Source organism: Streptomyces sp. WAC 04229, from assembly GCF_003947455.1.
Taxonomy (GTDB): Bacteria; Actinomycetota; Actinomycetes; order Streptomycetales; family Streptomycetaceae; genus Streptomyces.
Map to the genome: position 1 here is coordinate 1 of NZ_QHJH01000056.1, position 16147 is coordinate 16147.

General features: G+C 72.0%; 16 protein-coding genes. 2 read left to right on the plus strand and 14 right to left on the minus strand.

The genetic code is table 11. The features are described 5' to 3' along the window. The 14 genes from DMH12_RS17345 to DMH12_RS17410 form a co-directional block, all read right to left on the minus strand. The coding region (locus tag DMH12_RS17345) for a lytic transglycosylase domain-containing protein (RefSeq protein ID WP_125492489.1) at positions 1 to 1060 on the minus strand (1060 nt) is incomplete at its 3' end. Positions 1061 to 1109: 49 nt separating this feature from the next. After that, positions 1110 to 1859 (minus strand): hypothetical protein, encoded by a 750-nt coding sequence (locus DMH12_RS17350; RefSeq protein ID WP_125492490.1) that lies wholly within the window; start codon positions 1857 to 1859, stop codon positions 1110 to 1112. Between the two features lie 49 nt (positions 1860 to 1908). After that, positions 1909 to 2457: a nuclear transport factor 2 family protein gene (locus DMH12_RS17355; protein ID WP_125492491.1), complete on the minus strand. Its 549-nt coding sequence runs from the start codon at positions 2455 to 2457 to the stop codon at positions 1909 to 1911. Between the two features lie 23 nt (positions 2458 to 2480). Further along, positions 2481 to 3119: a hypothetical protein gene (locus tag DMH12_RS17360; RefSeq protein ID WP_260474241.1), complete on the minus strand. Its 639-nt coding sequence runs from the start codon at positions 3117 to 3119 to the stop codon at positions 2481 to 2483. Further along, entirely contained in the window at positions 3116 to 3631 is a 516-nt protein-coding gene (locus DMH12_RS17365; protein WP_125492493.1) for a hypothetical protein, read from the minus strand. The genes DMH12_RS17360 and DMH12_RS17365 overlap by 4 nt, the downstream gene beginning before the upstream one ends. Beyond that, positions 3628 to 4905 (minus strand): MCE family protein, encoded by a 1278-nt coding sequence (locus DMH12_RS17370; RefSeq protein ID WP_125492494.1) that lies wholly within the window; start codon positions 4903 to 4905, stop codon positions 3628 to 3630. The genes DMH12_RS17365 and DMH12_RS17370 overlap by 4 nt, the downstream gene beginning before the upstream one ends. Further along, the gene (locus tag DMH12_RS17375) at positions 4902 to 6065 is read right to left on the minus strand and encodes an MCE family protein (RefSeq protein ID WP_125492495.1); all 1164 of its coding nucleotides are present in this window, start codon (positions 6063 to 6065) and stop codon (positions 4902 to 4904) included. Before DMH12_RS17375 ends, DMH12_RS17370 begins: the two co-directional genes overlap by 4 nt. Further along, complete coding sequence (locus tag DMH12_RS17380; protein WP_125492496.1) at positions 6062 to 7084, minus strand: MCE family protein; 1023 nt, start codon at positions 7082 to 7084, stop codon at positions 6062 to 6064. Before DMH12_RS17380 ends, DMH12_RS17375 begins: the two co-directional genes overlap by 4 nt. Next, positions 7084 to 8124 carry an MCE family protein gene (locus tag DMH12_RS17385; protein ID WP_125492497.1) on the minus strand — a complete coding sequence of 347 codons (1041 nt, stop codon included), beginning with the start codon at positions 8122 to 8124 and terminating at the stop codon, positions 7084 to 7086. The genes DMH12_RS17380 and DMH12_RS17385 overlap by 1 nt, the downstream gene beginning before the upstream one ends. Further along, the gene (locus DMH12_RS17390) at positions 8121 to 9185 is read right to left on the minus strand and encodes an MCE family protein (RefSeq protein ID WP_125492498.1); all 1065 of its coding nucleotides are present in this window, start codon (positions 9183 to 9185) and stop codon (positions 8121 to 8123) included. Before DMH12_RS17390 ends, DMH12_RS17385 begins: the two co-directional genes overlap by 4 nt. Continuing rightward, a complete protein-coding gene (locus DMH12_RS17395) occupies positions 9182 to 10438 on the minus strand; it encodes an MCE family protein (RefSeq protein WP_125492499.1) in 1257 nt (418 codons plus the stop codon). Before DMH12_RS17395 ends, DMH12_RS17390 begins: the two co-directional genes overlap by 4 nt. A 1-nt stretch (position 10439) precedes the next feature. Further along, positions 10440 to 11246: an ABC transporter permease gene (locus DMH12_RS17400; RefSeq protein WP_122620285.1), complete on the minus strand. Its 807-nt coding sequence runs from the start codon at positions 11244 to 11246 to the stop codon at positions 10440 to 10442. Positions 11247 to 11249: 3 nt separating this feature from the next. After that, positions 11250 to 12014 (minus strand): ABC transporter permease, encoded by a 765-nt coding sequence (locus DMH12_RS17405; RefSeq protein ID WP_064727728.1) that lies wholly within the window; start codon positions 12012 to 12014, stop codon positions 11250 to 11252. Then, positions 12011 to 13021, minus strand: coding sequence for an ABC transporter ATP-binding protein (locus DMH12_RS17410; RefSeq protein ID WP_161332337.1), 1011 nt, complete (start codon positions 13019 to 13021; stop codon positions 12011 to 12013). The genes DMH12_RS17405 and DMH12_RS17410 overlap by 4 nt, the downstream gene beginning before the upstream one ends. A gap of 653 nt (positions 13022 to 13674) precedes the next feature. Here DMH12_RS17410 and DMH12_RS17415 point away from each other — a divergent pair. Then, positions 13675 to 14316, plus strand: a complete 642-nt coding sequence (locus tag DMH12_RS17415) for a hypothetical protein (RefSeq protein ID WP_125492501.1) — start codon at positions 13675 to 13677, stop codon at positions 14314 to 14316. A gap of 115 nt (positions 14317 to 14431) precedes the next feature. Next, on the plus strand, positions 14432 to 16102 hold the full coding sequence (locus DMH12_RS17420; RefSeq protein WP_125492502.1) for a DUF6801 domain-containing protein: 1671 nt from the start codon (positions 14432 to 14434) through the stop codon (positions 16100 to 16102). Positions 16103 to 16147 lie beyond the last annotated feature (45 nt).

Below are 16147 nucleotides of genomic sequence, written 5' to 3' on the forward strand. Positions count from 1 at the left end.
GGTCGGAGGGCTCCTGGCTCGTCGGGGCCGCCGTCGGGGTGGAGGGGTCCGGGCTCTTCGTCGGTGCCGGGCGCGAGGGCGAGGGGGCCGGCCTCGACGGTGTGGTCGTCGGGTCCGGGCCGATGTCGATGCCGTCCTCCCGGCCCTCGGGATCCTTGCCCCCGCCGTCGACGGGCTCGGTCGCGGGGGTGTCTCCTCCCGCGCCGGGGCTCTTCGGGACGACGCCCTTGCCGTCCGGCACGGTGTGGACGCCCCGGCTGTAGAACTCCAGCCAGTACCGCACCAGTTCGACGTAGGCCCGGGAGTTGTTGTAGCTCAGGACCGCCCGGTCCAGGTCCGCCGCCCGGCCCAGGTCCCGGTCGCCCGCGCACAGGTAGTGCCCGGCCGCCAGGGCCGCGTCGAAGACGTTGTTCGGGTCGGCGCGGCCGTCTCGGTTGCCGTCCGCCCCCCAACGGGCCCAGGTCGAGGGCAGGAACTGCATCGGGCCCACCGCCCGGTCGTAGACCGTGTCGCCGTCGTGGGCGCCCCCGTCCGTGTCCCGGATCAGGGCGAAGCCCCGGCCGTTCAGCGGCGGCCCGGTGATGCGGCTCAGCGTCGTGCCCTTCCGGTCGACCGCGCCGCCGCGCGCCTGGCCCGACTCGACCTTGCCGATCGCCGCGAGCAGTTCCCAGGGCAGCCGGCAGCCGGGGTCCGTCCTGCCGACGGCGGCCTCGGCGGCGCGGTAGGCGCGCAGCACCGTGGCCGGGATGCCGGACTGGGCGCGGATCTCCGGCCCGAGGACCGGCGCGAGGGCGGGTGTGCCGTTCCGTGCCGCCAGGGGCGGGAGTTCGGTGTGGTAGGAGCCGTCACCGGGCGGCGCGAGGGCGGCGAACGGGCCGCCCGGCGGCGAGAGGGGCAGGTCGTCGGCGGCCGGTCCTGCGTGGGTGTCCTCCGCGTCCCCGGTGAGTCCGGGGGCCTGGGAGGCGGTGAGGGCCGCCATGGCCGCCACGGCGAGGGCGGTGGTGCGCAGCCTCCTGCGGCTCCGGCCGGCGTACCGGTGCCGGGCACGGCGTACGGGCATGGTCGTCACTCCTGTCGGATCCGTCGGAGACGATGTGGGAGGGGTGGCCTCAGCGGCCGAAGGTGTCGAGGGCGGAGACCAGCCAGCGTCCGTCGCGGTGCACGACGTCGACGGCGAGCATGGCCGCCGCGTACACGCCCTGGTCCTCGGCGGCGTCCTTCTTCTGGCCGGCCTTCTCGCCCGCCTTCGTGCCGGCGGTGGCGACACTGCTCTGGTCGGCGTAGACGAGGACCCGGGCACGGTCGCCGTCGATCCGTTCGACAGCGCTCTCGGTGACCGTCGTGGTGATCACCGCCTTCTGCCGGTCGGCCCGTTCCCGGACGTCGGCGAGCAGTTCCCGGTGCTGGGTGGACGCCTTGCCCGTCAGGAGCTCCCGGGCCGCCTTGTCGAGGGCGCCGGGGTCGGCGTGGTCGTAGGAGAAGAGCCGGTCGACGGCCTTGGTCGTCTGTCCCTTGATCTCGCTGGTGCGGGCGAGGTCGGTCAGCGCGGTGTTGCCGCGCGCGGGCTCGTCCCGGAGCGCCCCGGCCTCCGCGTGCGCCCAGCCCGCGAAGACGCCGAGGAGGACCGTCAGCGCGCAGAGCAGCACCAGGCCCAGTGGCCGGCGCCGTCCGGCCGGGGTGGGCTTCGCCCGCTCGGGCTCGGCGGCGGCGTCCCTCGGCCTCGGCTTCCGTGCGGAGGACGGCGGCGGCTCTTCGGCGGCCTCCGGGGGCGTCAGGACGGCCGTGCCACCGGAGGTGGGCCTGGTCTCGCGGGCCTGGCGGCGCCGTTGGCGGTTGATGTGGTGACGGGTCGTCGACATGTGCGGTGTCCTCCTCGCTGCGGCCGGCCTTCTGCGGGTACGGGACCGGTCAGCCGGCCGGTGCGCCGCCCACGGGTGCCTGGCCCAGGGCGCTCAGCTTCCACCGGCCGTCGGTCCGGGTGAGTTCGCCGAGCATGCGGCTGTCCTTGTCCGACTTCGAGCCGTCGGACGCCTTGACGGTGACGCGCAGGGCGACCAGCACACGCGCACGGCCGGCGCGGTCGTCGAGTTCGGTGACGGCGCCCGAGAGCACCCGGGCCGTGCTGACCGTCTTCGCCTCCTTCACCTGGTCGGCGAACTCAGCTCGGCCGGACGCCAGTTGTTCGTGCAGCTCGCCGGTGGTCGACGACTCCCAGAGGTCCAGGCCCCGCTGCAGCTCCCGGTGGTCGAGCGTGTTGAGGTTCTGCACGGCCTGCTCCCCGGCGCTGAGCGCCGCGTCCCGCTGCTCGGCGTAGGCGGCCTGCTCGTCGTGGGCCGCCCCGTACCAGTCCTGGCCCGCCCACGCCGCGAAGCCGCCCGCGACGAGGGTGAGCGCGAGGGCCAGGGCCGGCAGCGGCCGGAGGCGGAGTCCGGTGCGGACGCGGGCCGCGCGTTTCATGGGTACTCCCGTCTGCCGCATGTTCAGCGGGCCTTGAGGTCGACGATCCGCCAGCGGTCGCCCTGGAGACGTGCCGTGACCGTGAGTTGGGCCGCGGCGGTGGTGGTCGCACCCTTGGCGCTGTCCTTGGCGCCGTCCTTGGCGCCGCCCTTGGCGCCGCCCTTGGCCTTGTCCTCGTCGCCTCCGCGGTGGGAGGTCTGGTCGAGGAAGACCAGCAGGCGGGCCTCGTCGCCGTCGAGTTCGATCACTCCGGTGCGGACGGTCCGGGTGCTCAGGGTGACGCGCTGCTCGGTGAGGTCGTCGCGGACCCGGGCGAAGAGGGTTTCGTACTGGCGGGCGGCGCGGCCGTCGAGCACGGTGCGTGCGGAGCGCTCGGCGGCCGAGGTGCCGTCCGGCGTGTAGGAGAAGATCCGGGCGAGGGCGTTGCCCACGTCGCCGGCGACGCGGGAGGTGGCCTCGGTGTCGGTGAGCGCTCGGTTGCGGGCGGGTGCGGCCGATCTCTCCTGGTGGGCCGCGTAGAAGAAGCCGCAGCCGCCGAGGACGAGGACGGCGGCGGTGACGGCCGGCACGGCGCGCCGCAGGCGCCCGCCCGGCGGGCGGCCGGCGGGGTCGTCTCCGGGCGCGTCCGCGGGGGCGGTCTCGAGGACGGGCTCCGTCGTCATCGCTCCTCGCCCTCCTTCTCCGCCTCGACCGGTACGGCGCTCAGCGCTCGCACCTTCCACTCCCCCTCGCCGGTGCGGGCCAGGACCGCCTCCAGGCGCTTGCGGTCGGTGGCCGGCTTCTTCGTCGTGGCGGGCGTGACCTCGACCCGGACCGTGGCGATGAGCTTGGCCGTGCCGGACCGGGTGTCGAGCGCGGTGACGGCGGCCTCGGTGACCGTGGCGCGCGCCGAGGAGCCCACGGCGGGCTCGGTGCCGCCGAGTTCCTCGCGCAGCGGCCCGGTGGAGACGGCGCGCCAGTCCCGGATGCTCCGCTCCGCACGCTGCCGGGTGGAGGCGTCGAGCGTGGTGAGTACGGCGATGCCCTCGCGGCCGTCGGCGAGCGCCTCGTCCCGCTCCCTGGAGTACGCGAGCGAGTCGTCGGTGCGTGCCTGGGCGTACGTCCAGGCACCGGTGGCGCAGACGCCGAGGGCCAGGGCGAGCGCCGCTCCGGTGAGGATCCGCGCCCGCCTCACCGCGCACCGCCGGTGGCCGGGGTGAGGAGCGAGGACAGGTCGGACGGTGCCTCGCCGCTCAGTCCGGGCAGCGCGAGGGCGCCGGGGAGTGCCGCGCCGCCGCTGCCCTGGGTGCCGGCGCCGCCCGAGGGCAGGGAGCCGGGCCGGGCCGGTTCGGGTACCGCGCCGCCCTTCGGGGCGTTCCCCGAGCCGCGCACGTTGGACCCGCCGGAGGCCGGGGCGGTGCAGGCCGCGCCGGTGTTGAGGGCGGGCGCGGTGCCGAGGTCGAGGCCGTTGCGGTAGCGCGTACCGCCGTACCCGTCGGTGCAGGGCAGGGGGGTGAAGAAGGTGACGGCCATGCCGAGGTTCAGCTTCCCTCCGTCGACGGCGGTGGCACCGGCGGAGACGGCCGCCGGGTACTTCACGAGGAGTTCCTCGATGCCGCGCTGCCGGGTGACGGCGACCTCGGAGGTGGTGAGGAGGTTGGCGAGGACGACACCGAGGCTCGGGTCGAGGTCCCGCAGCAGGCCGCTGACCTGGGTGGCGGCCTCGGGGGTGACCGCGAGAAGGCGGCGCAGGTCGGCGTCCGAGCCCTTGAGGGCGGCGGCCAGTTCCTCGGCTCCGACGGCGAAGCCGCGGATGGCCTCGGACTCCTCGGCCTGGGTGCGCAGGACGGTCTCGCCGTCGTTGATGAGCAGCGTGGTGGACGGCAGGGCCCGGTCGGCGGCCTCCACGAAGTCGCTGCCGCTGTCGAGCAGCACCTGGAGGTCGTCGCCGTGCCCCTCGAACGCCTTGCCGAACTCGTCGACGACCGTGCGCAGATCCTCCAGTGGGACGGAGCCCACGAGGTCGTCGACGCTGGTGAGGACGTCGGTGACGGGTGCGGGCACCTGGGTGTCGGCCTGTTCGACGCGGGCGCCGTCGGCCAGGTAGGGGGAGCCGTCGCTCTCGGGCCGCAGGTCGATGTACTGCTCGCCCACGGCGGAGAGCCCGGCGACCACGGCCTTGGTGTCGGCCGGGATGCGGGGCGCGGACTTCCTGATGCGCAGTTCGGCGACGACGCCCTCGGCGGTGAGATCGATCGGGCCGACGCGGCCCACCGAGACGCCCCGGTAGGTGACGTCGGAGTGGGTGAACAGACCTCCAGTACGCGGAAGTTGTACGTCGACGGTGTAGTAGTCGGCGACGCCCACGTACCGGCCGAGATCGGCGTAGCGGATGCCGAGGTAGGAGAGGGCGAGGACGGCGACGAGCAGGAAGGCGAGGTTTTTCAGCCGTACGGCGAGGGTGATCACCCGCGCTCACCTCCTCCGGACCCCGACACGGAGGGCAGTGGCAGGGGCGAGGAGGAGCGCTGCTCCGAGGGTGCGGAGGAGCGCTTCTTCGCCGGTGTGCCCTCGGGCACGATCGGCGGGATCACCTCGGTGCCGGGCACGGCGACCATGCTCAGGTACGTGTTGAGGTAGTCGCCCTTCACGCCGCGCAGCACCTCGTCGGTGAACGGGTAGGTCAGCAGCACCTGGAGCGAGTCGGGCAGGTCCGTGCCCGCGTCGGCGAGCGCCTTCAGCGTCGGCGCGACGGCCTTGAGGTCGGCGATCATGTCGTCCTTGCTCGCGTTGATCGTGGAGACGGCGACGCCGGAGAGCGTGTCGAGGGAGCGCAGCATGGTCAGCAGGGAGCCGCGCTGCTTCTCCAGCGTCTTCAGGCCGGGCGAGAGGCCGGTGAGGACGGTGCCGACGTCCTCCTTGCGGGTGGCGAGGGTGGAGGAGAGCCGGTTGACGGCGTCGAGGGCGTCGGTGATGTCACCCCGGTGGTCGTCGAGGTCGCCGACCAGGGTGTTGACCCGCTTGAGCATGGAGCGGACCTCGGGTTCGCGGCCGCCGAGCGCCGCGCCCAGTTCCCGGGTGATGGTCTTGAGCTGGCTGACGCCGCCGCCGTTGAGCAGCAGGGACAGCGCGCCGAACACCTCCTCGACCTCGGTGTTGCGCCCGGTGCGGGCCAGCGGGATGACGCTTCCGTCCTCGAGGGGGCCGGCTCCGGTCTCCGTGGCGGGTGCGACGAGCTGGATGTACTTCTCTCCCAGCAGGCTGGACTGTTCGAGCCGCGCGGTGGTGTCGGCGGGCAGCCGCACCTCGCCGTTGATCTCCATGGTGACGCGGGCCGACCAGTCGTCGTCGCCGAGTTCGATGCCGGTGACCCGGCCGACGGCGACGTCGTTGACGCGCACCGCGGAGTGCGGGACCAGGCTGAGCACGTCCTGGAGCTCCGCGGTGACGGTGCGGGGGTGGTCGCCGAGGTCGGCGCCGCCGGGCAGCGGCAGGTCGTCGAGGCCACCGAAGCCGCGGGGCACGACGGTGATCCCGCCGAGGGCCAGGGCGAAGCCGAGGCCGAGGGCGATCAGTCCGCCCGCGGTCAGCCCGGCGGCCCGGCCGGCGGTGAGGGTGCCGCGCTTCATCGGCCGTCTCCCTTCGTCCCGTCGGTCGCGCCCGTCACGGGAAGCGGCAGCAGGGGGCCGCCGATGCTGATCTCATTGAGATTGGCGCGGCCGTCGAGGGTGCGGGTGTCGGGGTTGTAGGCGTTCACGACGTTGCCCGCGGCCAGGGGGGCCACGTCCAGCGCCTCGGCCAGCGAGGCCCGTTGCTCGACCAGGGTCCGGGTGAGGGGGACGAGCCGGTCGACGTTCTTCTTCAGCTCGCCCCGGTTGTCCTCGATGAAGGTCTTGACCTGGCCGAGGGCCTTGCCGAGTTCCTCCAGCGCGCCGGTGAGGTCGTCCTTGTTGTCGGCGAAGAAGCCGACGACCTCGTCCAGGCGTTCCTGGGCGGTGCGCACGTCGGTGTCCTTGTCCTTCAGCATGGTGGTGAAGGTCTGGAGGCTGCTGAGCGTCTCGAACAGGTCGCCGCTGCTGCCGTCGAGGGTCTTGGCCGCCTTGCCGAACTCCTCGACGCCGGTGCCGATGGCCTCGCCGTTGCCGTCGAGGTTGGCGGCGCCGGTGCGCAGCAGTTCGGACAGGGCGCCCTCGGAGTTGGCGCCGTCCGGGCCGAGGGCGTCGCCGAGTTCGGTGATGGAGTCGTAGATCTGGTCGATCTCGACGGGGACGTGGTTGCGGGAGGCGGGCAGGACGGCGCCGTCGGCGAGGGCGGGGCCCGTGGCGTAGGCGGGGGTGAGCTGGACGTAGCGGTCGGATACGACGCTCGGTGCGACGACGACGGCCCGCGCGCCCTTGGGGACCCGCACCCCCTCGTCCAGGCGGAGGCCGACCCGGACCGTGGTGCCCTGCGGGCGCACCGACTCCACCTCCCCGACCCGGACGCCGAGGACGCGCAGGTCGGATCCGGCGTAGACGCCGATGGCGCGGTCGAAGTAGGCGGTGAGGCGGGTGCCGTCGGCTTCGATGGCGCGGGCGGTGACCAGTCCGGCGGCCGCGAGCACCGCGAGGGCGAGCAGACCGGTGAGGATCTTCCGGCGTCGGTTCATCACTCACCGCTCCCCTGTGCCGCGGCCGGCTGTTTCGGCGGCAGGCATCCGGTCTCGGGCTGGGAGGCCTCGGGCAGGTAGGCACGGGGCACGACCCCGCAGAGGTAGCTGTCGAACCAGCGGCCGTTGCCGAGGGTGTTGCCGACCAGGCGGTAGTACGGGCCGACCAGTGCGAGGGTCTTGCCGAGCTGGGCGTTGTTCTTCTCCAGGACTCCGGTGACGCGGCCGAGCGCCTTGAGGGTCGGGCCGAGCTGCTTCTCGTTGTCCTTGACGAGGCCGCCGAGTTCGATGCCGAGGTCCTGGCTGCCCTTGAGCAGGGCGCTGATGGCGGCGCGGCGGTCCCGCAGTTCACCGAGGAGTGAGCCGCCGTCCTCGATGAGGGTCTCGAAGCTGGACTTCTTGTTCTCCAGGGTCTGCGTGAACTTGGCGCTGCCCTTGAGGAGTTCCGACAGTTCCGAGTCGCGCTTGGAGACGGAGCGGGACAGGTCGGACAGGCCGGTGGCGGCCTTGCGGACGTGGGGCGGGGAGTCGGCGAAGGTGGCGGAGATGGTCTCGAAGCTCTCCGCGAGCTTCTGGGTGTCGATGTCGTCGACGGTGCCGCTGAGGTCCTGGAACGCCTGGGTGACGTCGTACGGGGAGGTGGTGCGGGTCAGCGGGATGCGGCTGCCGGGGTCCTGGCGGGCGGCGCCGAGCGGGTCGAGCGCCAGGTACTTGTCGCCGAGGACGGTCTTGATGGCGATGGCGGCCGTGGTCCGGTCGCCGAGCCAGGCGTCCTCGACCTCGAAGGTGACCTTCACCTTGGGCCCGTCGAGGGCGACGCCGGTGACCTTGCCGACCTTGACGCCGGCGATGCGCACCTCGTCGCCCTCGTCCAGGCCCGCGGCCTCGGAGAAGTCGGCGCTGTAGGAGGTGGAGCCGCCGAGCGGCAGCCGGTCCACGTGGTAGACGAGGACGGCGATCACGGCGAGGACGAGCAGTCCGACGAGGCCGACGCCGACGGGGTCGCGTTCCTTGACGGGCTTGAGGTGCGGGCGCCTCATCCGCGGCACCTCGATTCGGTGATCGCGATACCGGTCGGCGGTTCGGAGCCGTCGGAGGTGGTCACTCCGCTCACGCGGGCCTCGCAGAGGTAGAGGTTGAACCACGATCCGTAGGAGGACAGGCGCGTCAGGGCGGTCATCTTGGCGGGGGTCCGTTCGAGGAAGTCCTCGATCTGCGGGGTGTGCTCGCCGAGGTTGGCCGAGAGCCGGCCCAGTTCGCGGATGTCCTTCTTGAGGGGCTCCCGGCCGTCCTCGAGGAGGCCGGCGGTGACCGTGGTGAGTTCGCCCATGGCCGTCACGGCCTTGCCCAGGGGTTTGCGGTCCTCGTTGAAGCCGGTGACGAGTTGCTGGAGGGTGACGACGAGGTCGTCGAAGCTGTCCTCGCGGTCGTTGAGGGTGTCCAGGACGGTGGTGAGGTTCGTGACGACCTGGCCGATCACCTTGTCCTTGGCGGCGACGGTCGTCCCGAGGGAGCCGATGTGGCGGATCAGGCTGTCGACGGTGGCGCCCTCGCCCTGGAGCACCTGCACGATCGACCCGGCGAGTTCGTTGACGTCCTTCGGGGAGAGCCCCTCGAACAGCGGCTTGAAGCCGTTGAAGAGCAGGGTCAGGTCGAGCGCGGGCGTAGTGCGGTCGAGCGGGACCGTGCCGCCCTCCGGGAGGGTGCCGGTGAGGTCGCCGCTGCCGCGGCCGAGGGCGACGTAGCGCTGGCCGACCATGTTGAGGTACTTCACGGCGGCGGTGGTCGAGCGGGGCAGCGTGCGGTCCTCGCGGACGGTGAAGGTGACCTGCGCGGTGCGCCGGTGCACGACGCGCACGTCGGTCACCTCGCCGACCGGCACTCCGGAGATGCGCACGCTGTCGCCGTCCATGAGCCCGGTGACGTCGGTGAACAGGGCCTTGTAGGTCCGGGCGCCGGCGTCGGAGCCGGCACCGCCGCCGGCGACGCCGAGGCCGAGCACGGTCGTGGCGAGGGCGGTGACCACCACGAAGACGAGGGACTTGAGCAGCGGCCCGGTCAGCGGGCGGCGCCGGGTGTGCGCGCTGTCGGCACCGGTCATCGGAGCGTCACCTCCGTACCGCGGTAGACGGGGCCGACGAGCAGGCTGCTCCAGTCGGGCAGGTCTTCGGGGCTCTCGCCGGCGGCGGGGGCGAGGAGTTCGTTGACGAGGTCGTTCTCGGACGGGGAGTTGGCGGGCCCGAGGTCCTGGTCCGCCGCGGTGGACGCGGTCCGCGCGGTGGGCCGGGGCAGTGCGCCGACGTACGGCACGGAGGGGCAGCGGGGGCCGCCGCCGGAGTCGTACACCGGGGTGTCGCGGCCGGGGCGGTAGGCGCCGCGCGAGGGGACGGTGGTGACGTCGACGTGGATGCCGGGCCGGTCGGTGCCCTTGCCGAGCGCCTTGTCCATGGCCGGGACGAACTCGGCGAGGGTGCGCAGGGTGCAGGGGAACGCCGAGGAGTACTCGGCGAGCAGTTCCAGGGTCGGCCTGCTCGTGGCGCTCAGCCGGATGATGTTGTCCCGGTTCTTGCGCAGGAAGGCGGTCACGTCCTCGGACGTCCGGGTGGTGGCGCCGAGAGTGGCGGCGAGTTCGGCCTCCTGCTCGGCGAGGGTGCCGCTGGTGGTGGTGAAGTCGGTGAGCGCCGTGATGATGTCGGGCGCGGCGTCCGCGTAGACGTGGCTGACCTTCACGAGTTCCTTGAGGTCGCGGTTGAGGGCGGGCAGGTTGGGGTTGAACTCCTCCAGGTGCTCGTCCAGCAGGCTCAGCGTCTCGCCGAGCCGCTCGCCGCGCCCTTCCAGGGCCTGGGAGACGGCCGACAGGGTCGCGGCGAGCTTCTGCGGCTGGACGGCGGTGAGCATCGGCAGGACGTCGTCGAGCACCTGCTGGAGCTCGATGGCGTTGGCGGAGCGGTCCTGGGGGACGACGGCTCCGGCGGCCAGCGGCTCGGCCGAGGGGTTCTCGGGCGGTACGAGGGCCACGAAGCGCTCGCCGAACAGGGTGGTCGGCAGCATCTGCGCGCGCACGTCGGACGGTACGTGTTCCAGGGAGCCGGGCTTCATGGCGAGGGTGAGCCGGGCCCCGGCACCGTCGGCGTCGATGTCGCGGACCTCGCCGACGACGACGCCGCGCAGTTTCACCTCGGCGCCCGGGTGCATCTGGTTGCCCGCGCTGCCGGTCTCCACGACCACCGGGTCGGACTCGGTGAACTCCTTGTCGTAGACGGCGACGGCCAGCCAGATCAGCAGGGCGGGCACCAGCAGGAACACCACCCCGGCGAACCGGTGGCCCAGCGTCTTTCCCCGCGGTCCGCTCATCTCACCCCGCCACCTTCACGGTCGTGGTCGCGCCCCACAGGGCCAGCGACAGGAAGAAGTCGGTGACGCTGATCAGCACGATGGCGTTGCGCACGGACCGGCCGACGGCGACGCCGACGCCGGCGGGGCCGCCCGAGGCGCGGTAGCCGTAGTAGCAGTGGGCGACGATCACCATCACGCTGAAGATCAGCACCTTCAGTACGGAGAGCAGCACGTCCGTCGGGGAGAGGAAGAGGTTGAAGTAGTGGTCGTACGTGCCGCGCGACTGCCCGTTGAACAGGACGGTCACGTAGCGGGAGGCGAGGTAGGAGGAGAGCAGCCCGATCGCGTAGAGCGGGACGATGGCGACCACGCCGGCGATGATGCGGGTGGTGACCAGGTAGGGCATGGAGCGGATGCCCATGCCCTCCAGGGCGTCGACCTCCTCGTTGATGCGCATGGCGCCGAGCTGGGCGGTGAAGCCGGCCCCGACGGTGGCGGAGAGGGCGAGTCCGGCGACGAGGGGGGCGATCTCGCGGGTGTTGAAGTACGCGGAGACGAACCCGGTGAACGCGGCGGTGCCGATCTGGTCGAGGGCCGCGTAGCCCTGGAGTCCGACGACGGTCCCGGTGAAGAGCGTCATCGCGATCATCACGCCGATGGTGCCGCCGATGACGCCGAGGCCGCCGGAGCCGAAGGCCACCTCGGCGAGGAGGCGCTGCACCTCCTTGAGGTAGCGGCGCAGGGTCCGCGGTATCCACAGCAGGGCCCGTACGTAGAACAGCAGTTGGTCGCCGGACCGGTCGAGCCAGACGAGCGGGGAGGCCATCGGTCAGCCTCCCTTCGGCGGGACGATCTGGAGGTAGACGGCCGTCATCACCATGTTGACGAAGAAGAGCAGGAGGAAGGTGATGACGACGGACTGGTTGACGGCGTCGCCGACGCCCTTGGGGCCGCCGCGCGGGTTGAGGCCGCGGTAGGCGGCGACGATGCCCGCGATGAACCCGAAGACCAGCGCCTTGAGTTCGCTGACGTACAGGTCGGGCAGCTGGGCGAGGGCGGAGAAGCTGGAGAGGTAGGCGCCGGGGGTGCCGCCCTGCATGACGACGTTGAAGAAGTAGCCGCCGAGGATGCCGACGACGGAGACCAGGCCGTTGAGCAGGACCGCCACGCCCATGGCGGCCAGGACCCGGGGCACCACGAGTCGCTGCACCGGCGAGACGCCCATGACCTCCATGGCGTCGAGTTCCTCGCGGATCTTGCGGGAGCCGAGGTCGGCGCAGATGGCCGAGCCGCCGGCGCCGGCGATCAGCAGGGCCACGATGAGCGGGCTCGCCTGCTGGACGACGGCGAGGACGCTGGCGCCGCCGGTGAAGGACTGGGCTCCCAGCTGCTCGGTCAGCGAGCCGACCTGGAGGGCGATGACGGCACCGAAGGGGATCGACACGAGGGCGGCGGGCAGGATGGTCACACTCGCGACGAACCAGAACTGCTCGACGAACTCGCGGAACTGGAAGGGCCGTCGGAAGACGGCCCGGACGACCTCGGCGGCGAGCGCGAAGAGCCGGCCGGTCTGCCGCAGCGCGCCGGTGATCACGCGCCGCTCCCGGCGGCGGGCATCGGCAGGGTGGCCGCCTCGGAGTCCTTCGCGTAGGTCTCCCGGATGGCGGACCGCGCGGCGGGCGGCAGCGTGTCGATCATGCCCATGACACGCTGACGTCGTCGGGCGACGGCCTTGCGCGGCGGCAGGCCGGGCGACGGTTCCAGCTGCGGGACGATCACCCGGGGCGCGGCGGGGACGGCGGAGGCGGCACCCGCCTCCGCGGCGAGCGTGGCCGCGTCCTTCTCCTCGGACATCCCGATGGGGCCCTCGCGCCGGCCGCCGAGGAACTGGGAGACGACCGGCTCGTCGCTGGTGAGCAGCACCTCGCGCGGGCCGAAGGTGACAAGCTCGCGCAGGAAGAGCATCCCCATGTTGTCGGGGACGGTGGCGGCGATGTCGAGGTTGTGGGTGACGATCAGCATCGTCGCGTCCAGCTGGGCGTTCAGGTCGATCAGCAGCTGGGAGACGTAGGCGGTGCGGACCGGGTCGAGCCCGGAGTCCGGTTCGTCGCACAGGATGATCTGCGGGTCGAGGACGAGCGCGCGGGCCAGTCCGGCGCGCTTGCGCATGCCTCCGCTGATCTCCCCGGGAAGCTTTCCCTCCGCGCCCAGCAGTCCGACGACCTCGATCCGCTCCATGACGATGCGACGGATCTCGGACTCCTTCTTGCGGGTGTGTTCCCGCAGTGGGAAGGCGATGTTGTCGAAAAGGGACATGGACCCGAAGAGGGCGCCGTCCTGGAACATGAGACCGAAGAGTTTCCGGGTCTCGTAGACGTCTCTTTCCGGACTGTTCACCATGTCCACTCCGTTGATGAGGACACGGCCCTTCTCGGGTTTGAGCAGCCCTATGAGCGACTTCAGGAATACGGTCTTACCAGTTCCGGACGGGCCCAGCATCACACTGACCTCGCCGGCCGGAAGAGTGAGTGATACGTCCCGCCAGATGCTCTGCTTACCGAAGGACTTGGTCAGACCCTCGACCACTACTTCGATTCCCATATCACCTCCAGCGGACGTCAATCGGATACGCGCTGCGGGCGCACGTTAATTCGGCGCGGAGCGCACTGACAACGGGTCGGCACCGGATCTCCGGCGGCCCGGGCGAACTTGTCACCGCGCAGACAACACGGCGGCCCCGCACTTGTCTCCGGGGAGACAGGGCAGGGTCGCGCGGTTCCGGGGGGTGTGGCCCCGCGGGACCCTGCCGACGGACACCCGGACCCGATGGAGGGAGGGCCGAAAAGTGTCCGTCATGGCTCCGGCCGACGGGGGCCACCGACCTGGAACCGAGCACCACACCGGCACGTTACGGCCGAGTAACCTCGGCGGGCAACACCGGAATCGGAGTTTTCCGGGATGCCGACTTCGGCCATCCGGAACCTGTCAGGCAGGACACAAAAACCGCTCGGAAACTTGTCGGCCGGTGAGCATCGGGACCCGATGGGAGCGACACCGCTGTGAACAGTCCGGACGCCGTTCACGTTTCCCGGACTTGGCGCCACGTGAGCAAGGAGAAGCGCGGATCACTCACCCCGGAAACAGGTGGTCCCACTTTTAAAAGAATCATGGACTACCGCATTGTTCGGCTAAGTTTCCCGCGAGTAACGTCAGGCCCGTCTTCGCCGGTCAACCCTCAAGGAGAGTCCCGAGCCATGAAGAAGAACACGAGAAGGTCGGCCATCGTGGTCTGTGCGGCCGCGTCGGCGCTGGGCCTCGCCGTCGGCCCGTCCGCGGCGGTGCCCTCCACGGTGTGGACCGTCACCCCCTCGCCCGCCGCGTTCAAGGCCACGAACGTCGGCAACATCGTGCTGACCGCCACGATCCCGATGACCTGCACGGTCTCGGGTGCGGAGGGCACGATGAACAGCGCCACCGGCAACCCCGGGGACGTCGCCGACATCACCACCATGACCTTCGGCTCGTCCGGTTCACCGTGTACCAGTGTCCTGGGCAACGTCACCACCACCTCGGTCACCCCCTGGGACGTCGTCGCGCAGGACTACAACGCCTCGACGGGCGTCACCAAGGGCTACGTCGGCAATGTCAAGGCGCAGGTCACCGCCGGCGCCTGCAAGTTCACGGTGGTGGGCAAGGCTTCGGCCACCTACACCAACTCCACCGGTGTACTCGCGGTCAACAGCGTCGTGGGCGACCTGTCGGTCAGCAGCAGCCCGGCGCCGGTCAACTGCGGCTCCGTGGTCACCACGGCCACCAAGCCGACCTTCAAGGGCAACTACGCCGTCAAGGTCAAGACCACCAACGCCATCCCGACGATCGTCGGTTCCAACCCGTAGGCCACCGCCGCCCCGCACGTCCGCCCGGCCGGCACCCCGGCCGGGCGTTCGCGGGCCCGAGCCGTCCGCCCCTGCCCGACCGCCCACGCTGCCCGAGCCACCCGAGCGGAGTCGTATGAAAGCCCAACGAGCCGCCGTACCCCGGCCGCCCCGGGTCCGTGCCCGGACCACGTCGATCGCCGCGTTCGTCGTGCTCGCCGCCCTGATCCCGACCACGGCCTCCGCCTCGGGCACCCAGGAGATCGAGGTCGGACTCCCCTACGTCTGCACCCTCCCGTCGGGGCAACTGCCCACGACGGTGCGGATCTCGGCGGAGTTCCCGGAACGGGCCGACGCGGGCGAGACCTTCTCGCCGTCCGGCGTCACCACCACCGTCGAACTCCCGGCGGAGGCCGTCGCGGACCTCACCGGGCGGGGCGCGGCCCAGGTGCGGGCGGCGACCCGGCTGGAGGTGGGCGTCGCCCAGAACGAGGCGACGGCGAAGGCGACCTGGCGGGGCGGCACCGAGCCCGTCGTGCTGCCCGGGTCGGGGCCGTTGACGCTGGTCTCGAAAGGCGACGTCCCCTCGGTGGCCGGCCGGGGCGACGGAGACCTGACGTTCGCGGCGGGCACCCTCGCCGTCGACCTGGCCCTCGACCCGGCGGACCCGGCCGGCACGGACCCGGCCGGCACGGACCCGGCCGCCCCACGGTCCGCTGCCACCGGCCCCGGCCCCGGCTCCGACTCCGGCTCCGGCTCCGGACCCGACTCGCTCACCATCGGCTGCGCCCTCGCCGAGGACGCGCCCGGCCAGGGGCTGCTGGCCACCGTGCGGGTCGGCGCGGACGGTTCTCCGAGCCCGGGCGGTTCACCGTCCGGCCCGGACGGTGCCTCCCGCACCCCGGACCGGGAGGCGCAGGGGCACGGACGGGAGGAGCGGCAGGGGGACCGGTCGCCCGAGGTGCTGGAGACCGCGCCCGGCGCCGCCCCGGACCGCGACGACGTACCGCCGTGCCGCTACGACGAGCAGCACCCGCCCACGGACGTGTCGCTCAACGCCTACGTCACCGGCTACGCCAACGTGAACAAGATGAAGGGCGCCGCCCATCTCCCGCCGTCCTGCCTGCTGATCGAGCAGGGGATCCCCGTGGACGGCCCGCCCGACCCGGAGCACATCATCTTCGACACGGTGTCGTGGGCGAACCTCCACTACCAGGGGCGCAAGGAGACACCGCCGTTCCCGAGCACCTTCCTGTCCTTCGACTTCGCGCCGGTCAAGGCCACGATGGTGCTGGAGCAGACCGGGCCCATCCGGATCGACTCGCGGATCAAGTTGCGCCTGTCCGACTTCACCACGGTCACGGACACCTACGTCCGGGCGCCGCTCGTCGCGCACGTGACCGACCTGGAGGTCAACGGGACGCCCCTGGACGTCGGCCCCGACTGCAGGACCGAGACGTCCCTCACCTCCGCCGACCCGGATCCGGCCAACTATCCCGGTGACCACCTGGTGCTCTACGGCCGCGGCGAGCAGCTCATCGGCCAGGAGGCCACCGGCTACCTGCTGCTCAGCGGCGGCACGCTGTCCGGCGAGACGAGCATCCCTGCCTTCACCGGCTGCGGCACGGCGGACGGCGAGGACCTCGACCGCCTGCTCACCGCCTCCGTCTCCGGCCCCGGCAACCACATCAAGCAGGTCCAGGGCCAGACGTGCGCGATCGCCGCCCCCGTCTTCCCGACCCCCGAGACCCCCGGCCAGTGCACGGAAGACCTCCAGCCCTACGAGATCCCCGTCGCCGAGCGCTGAGCCCTCCCGTCCCTGCCACCTGCCCACTTCCAAGGAAGGCCACCA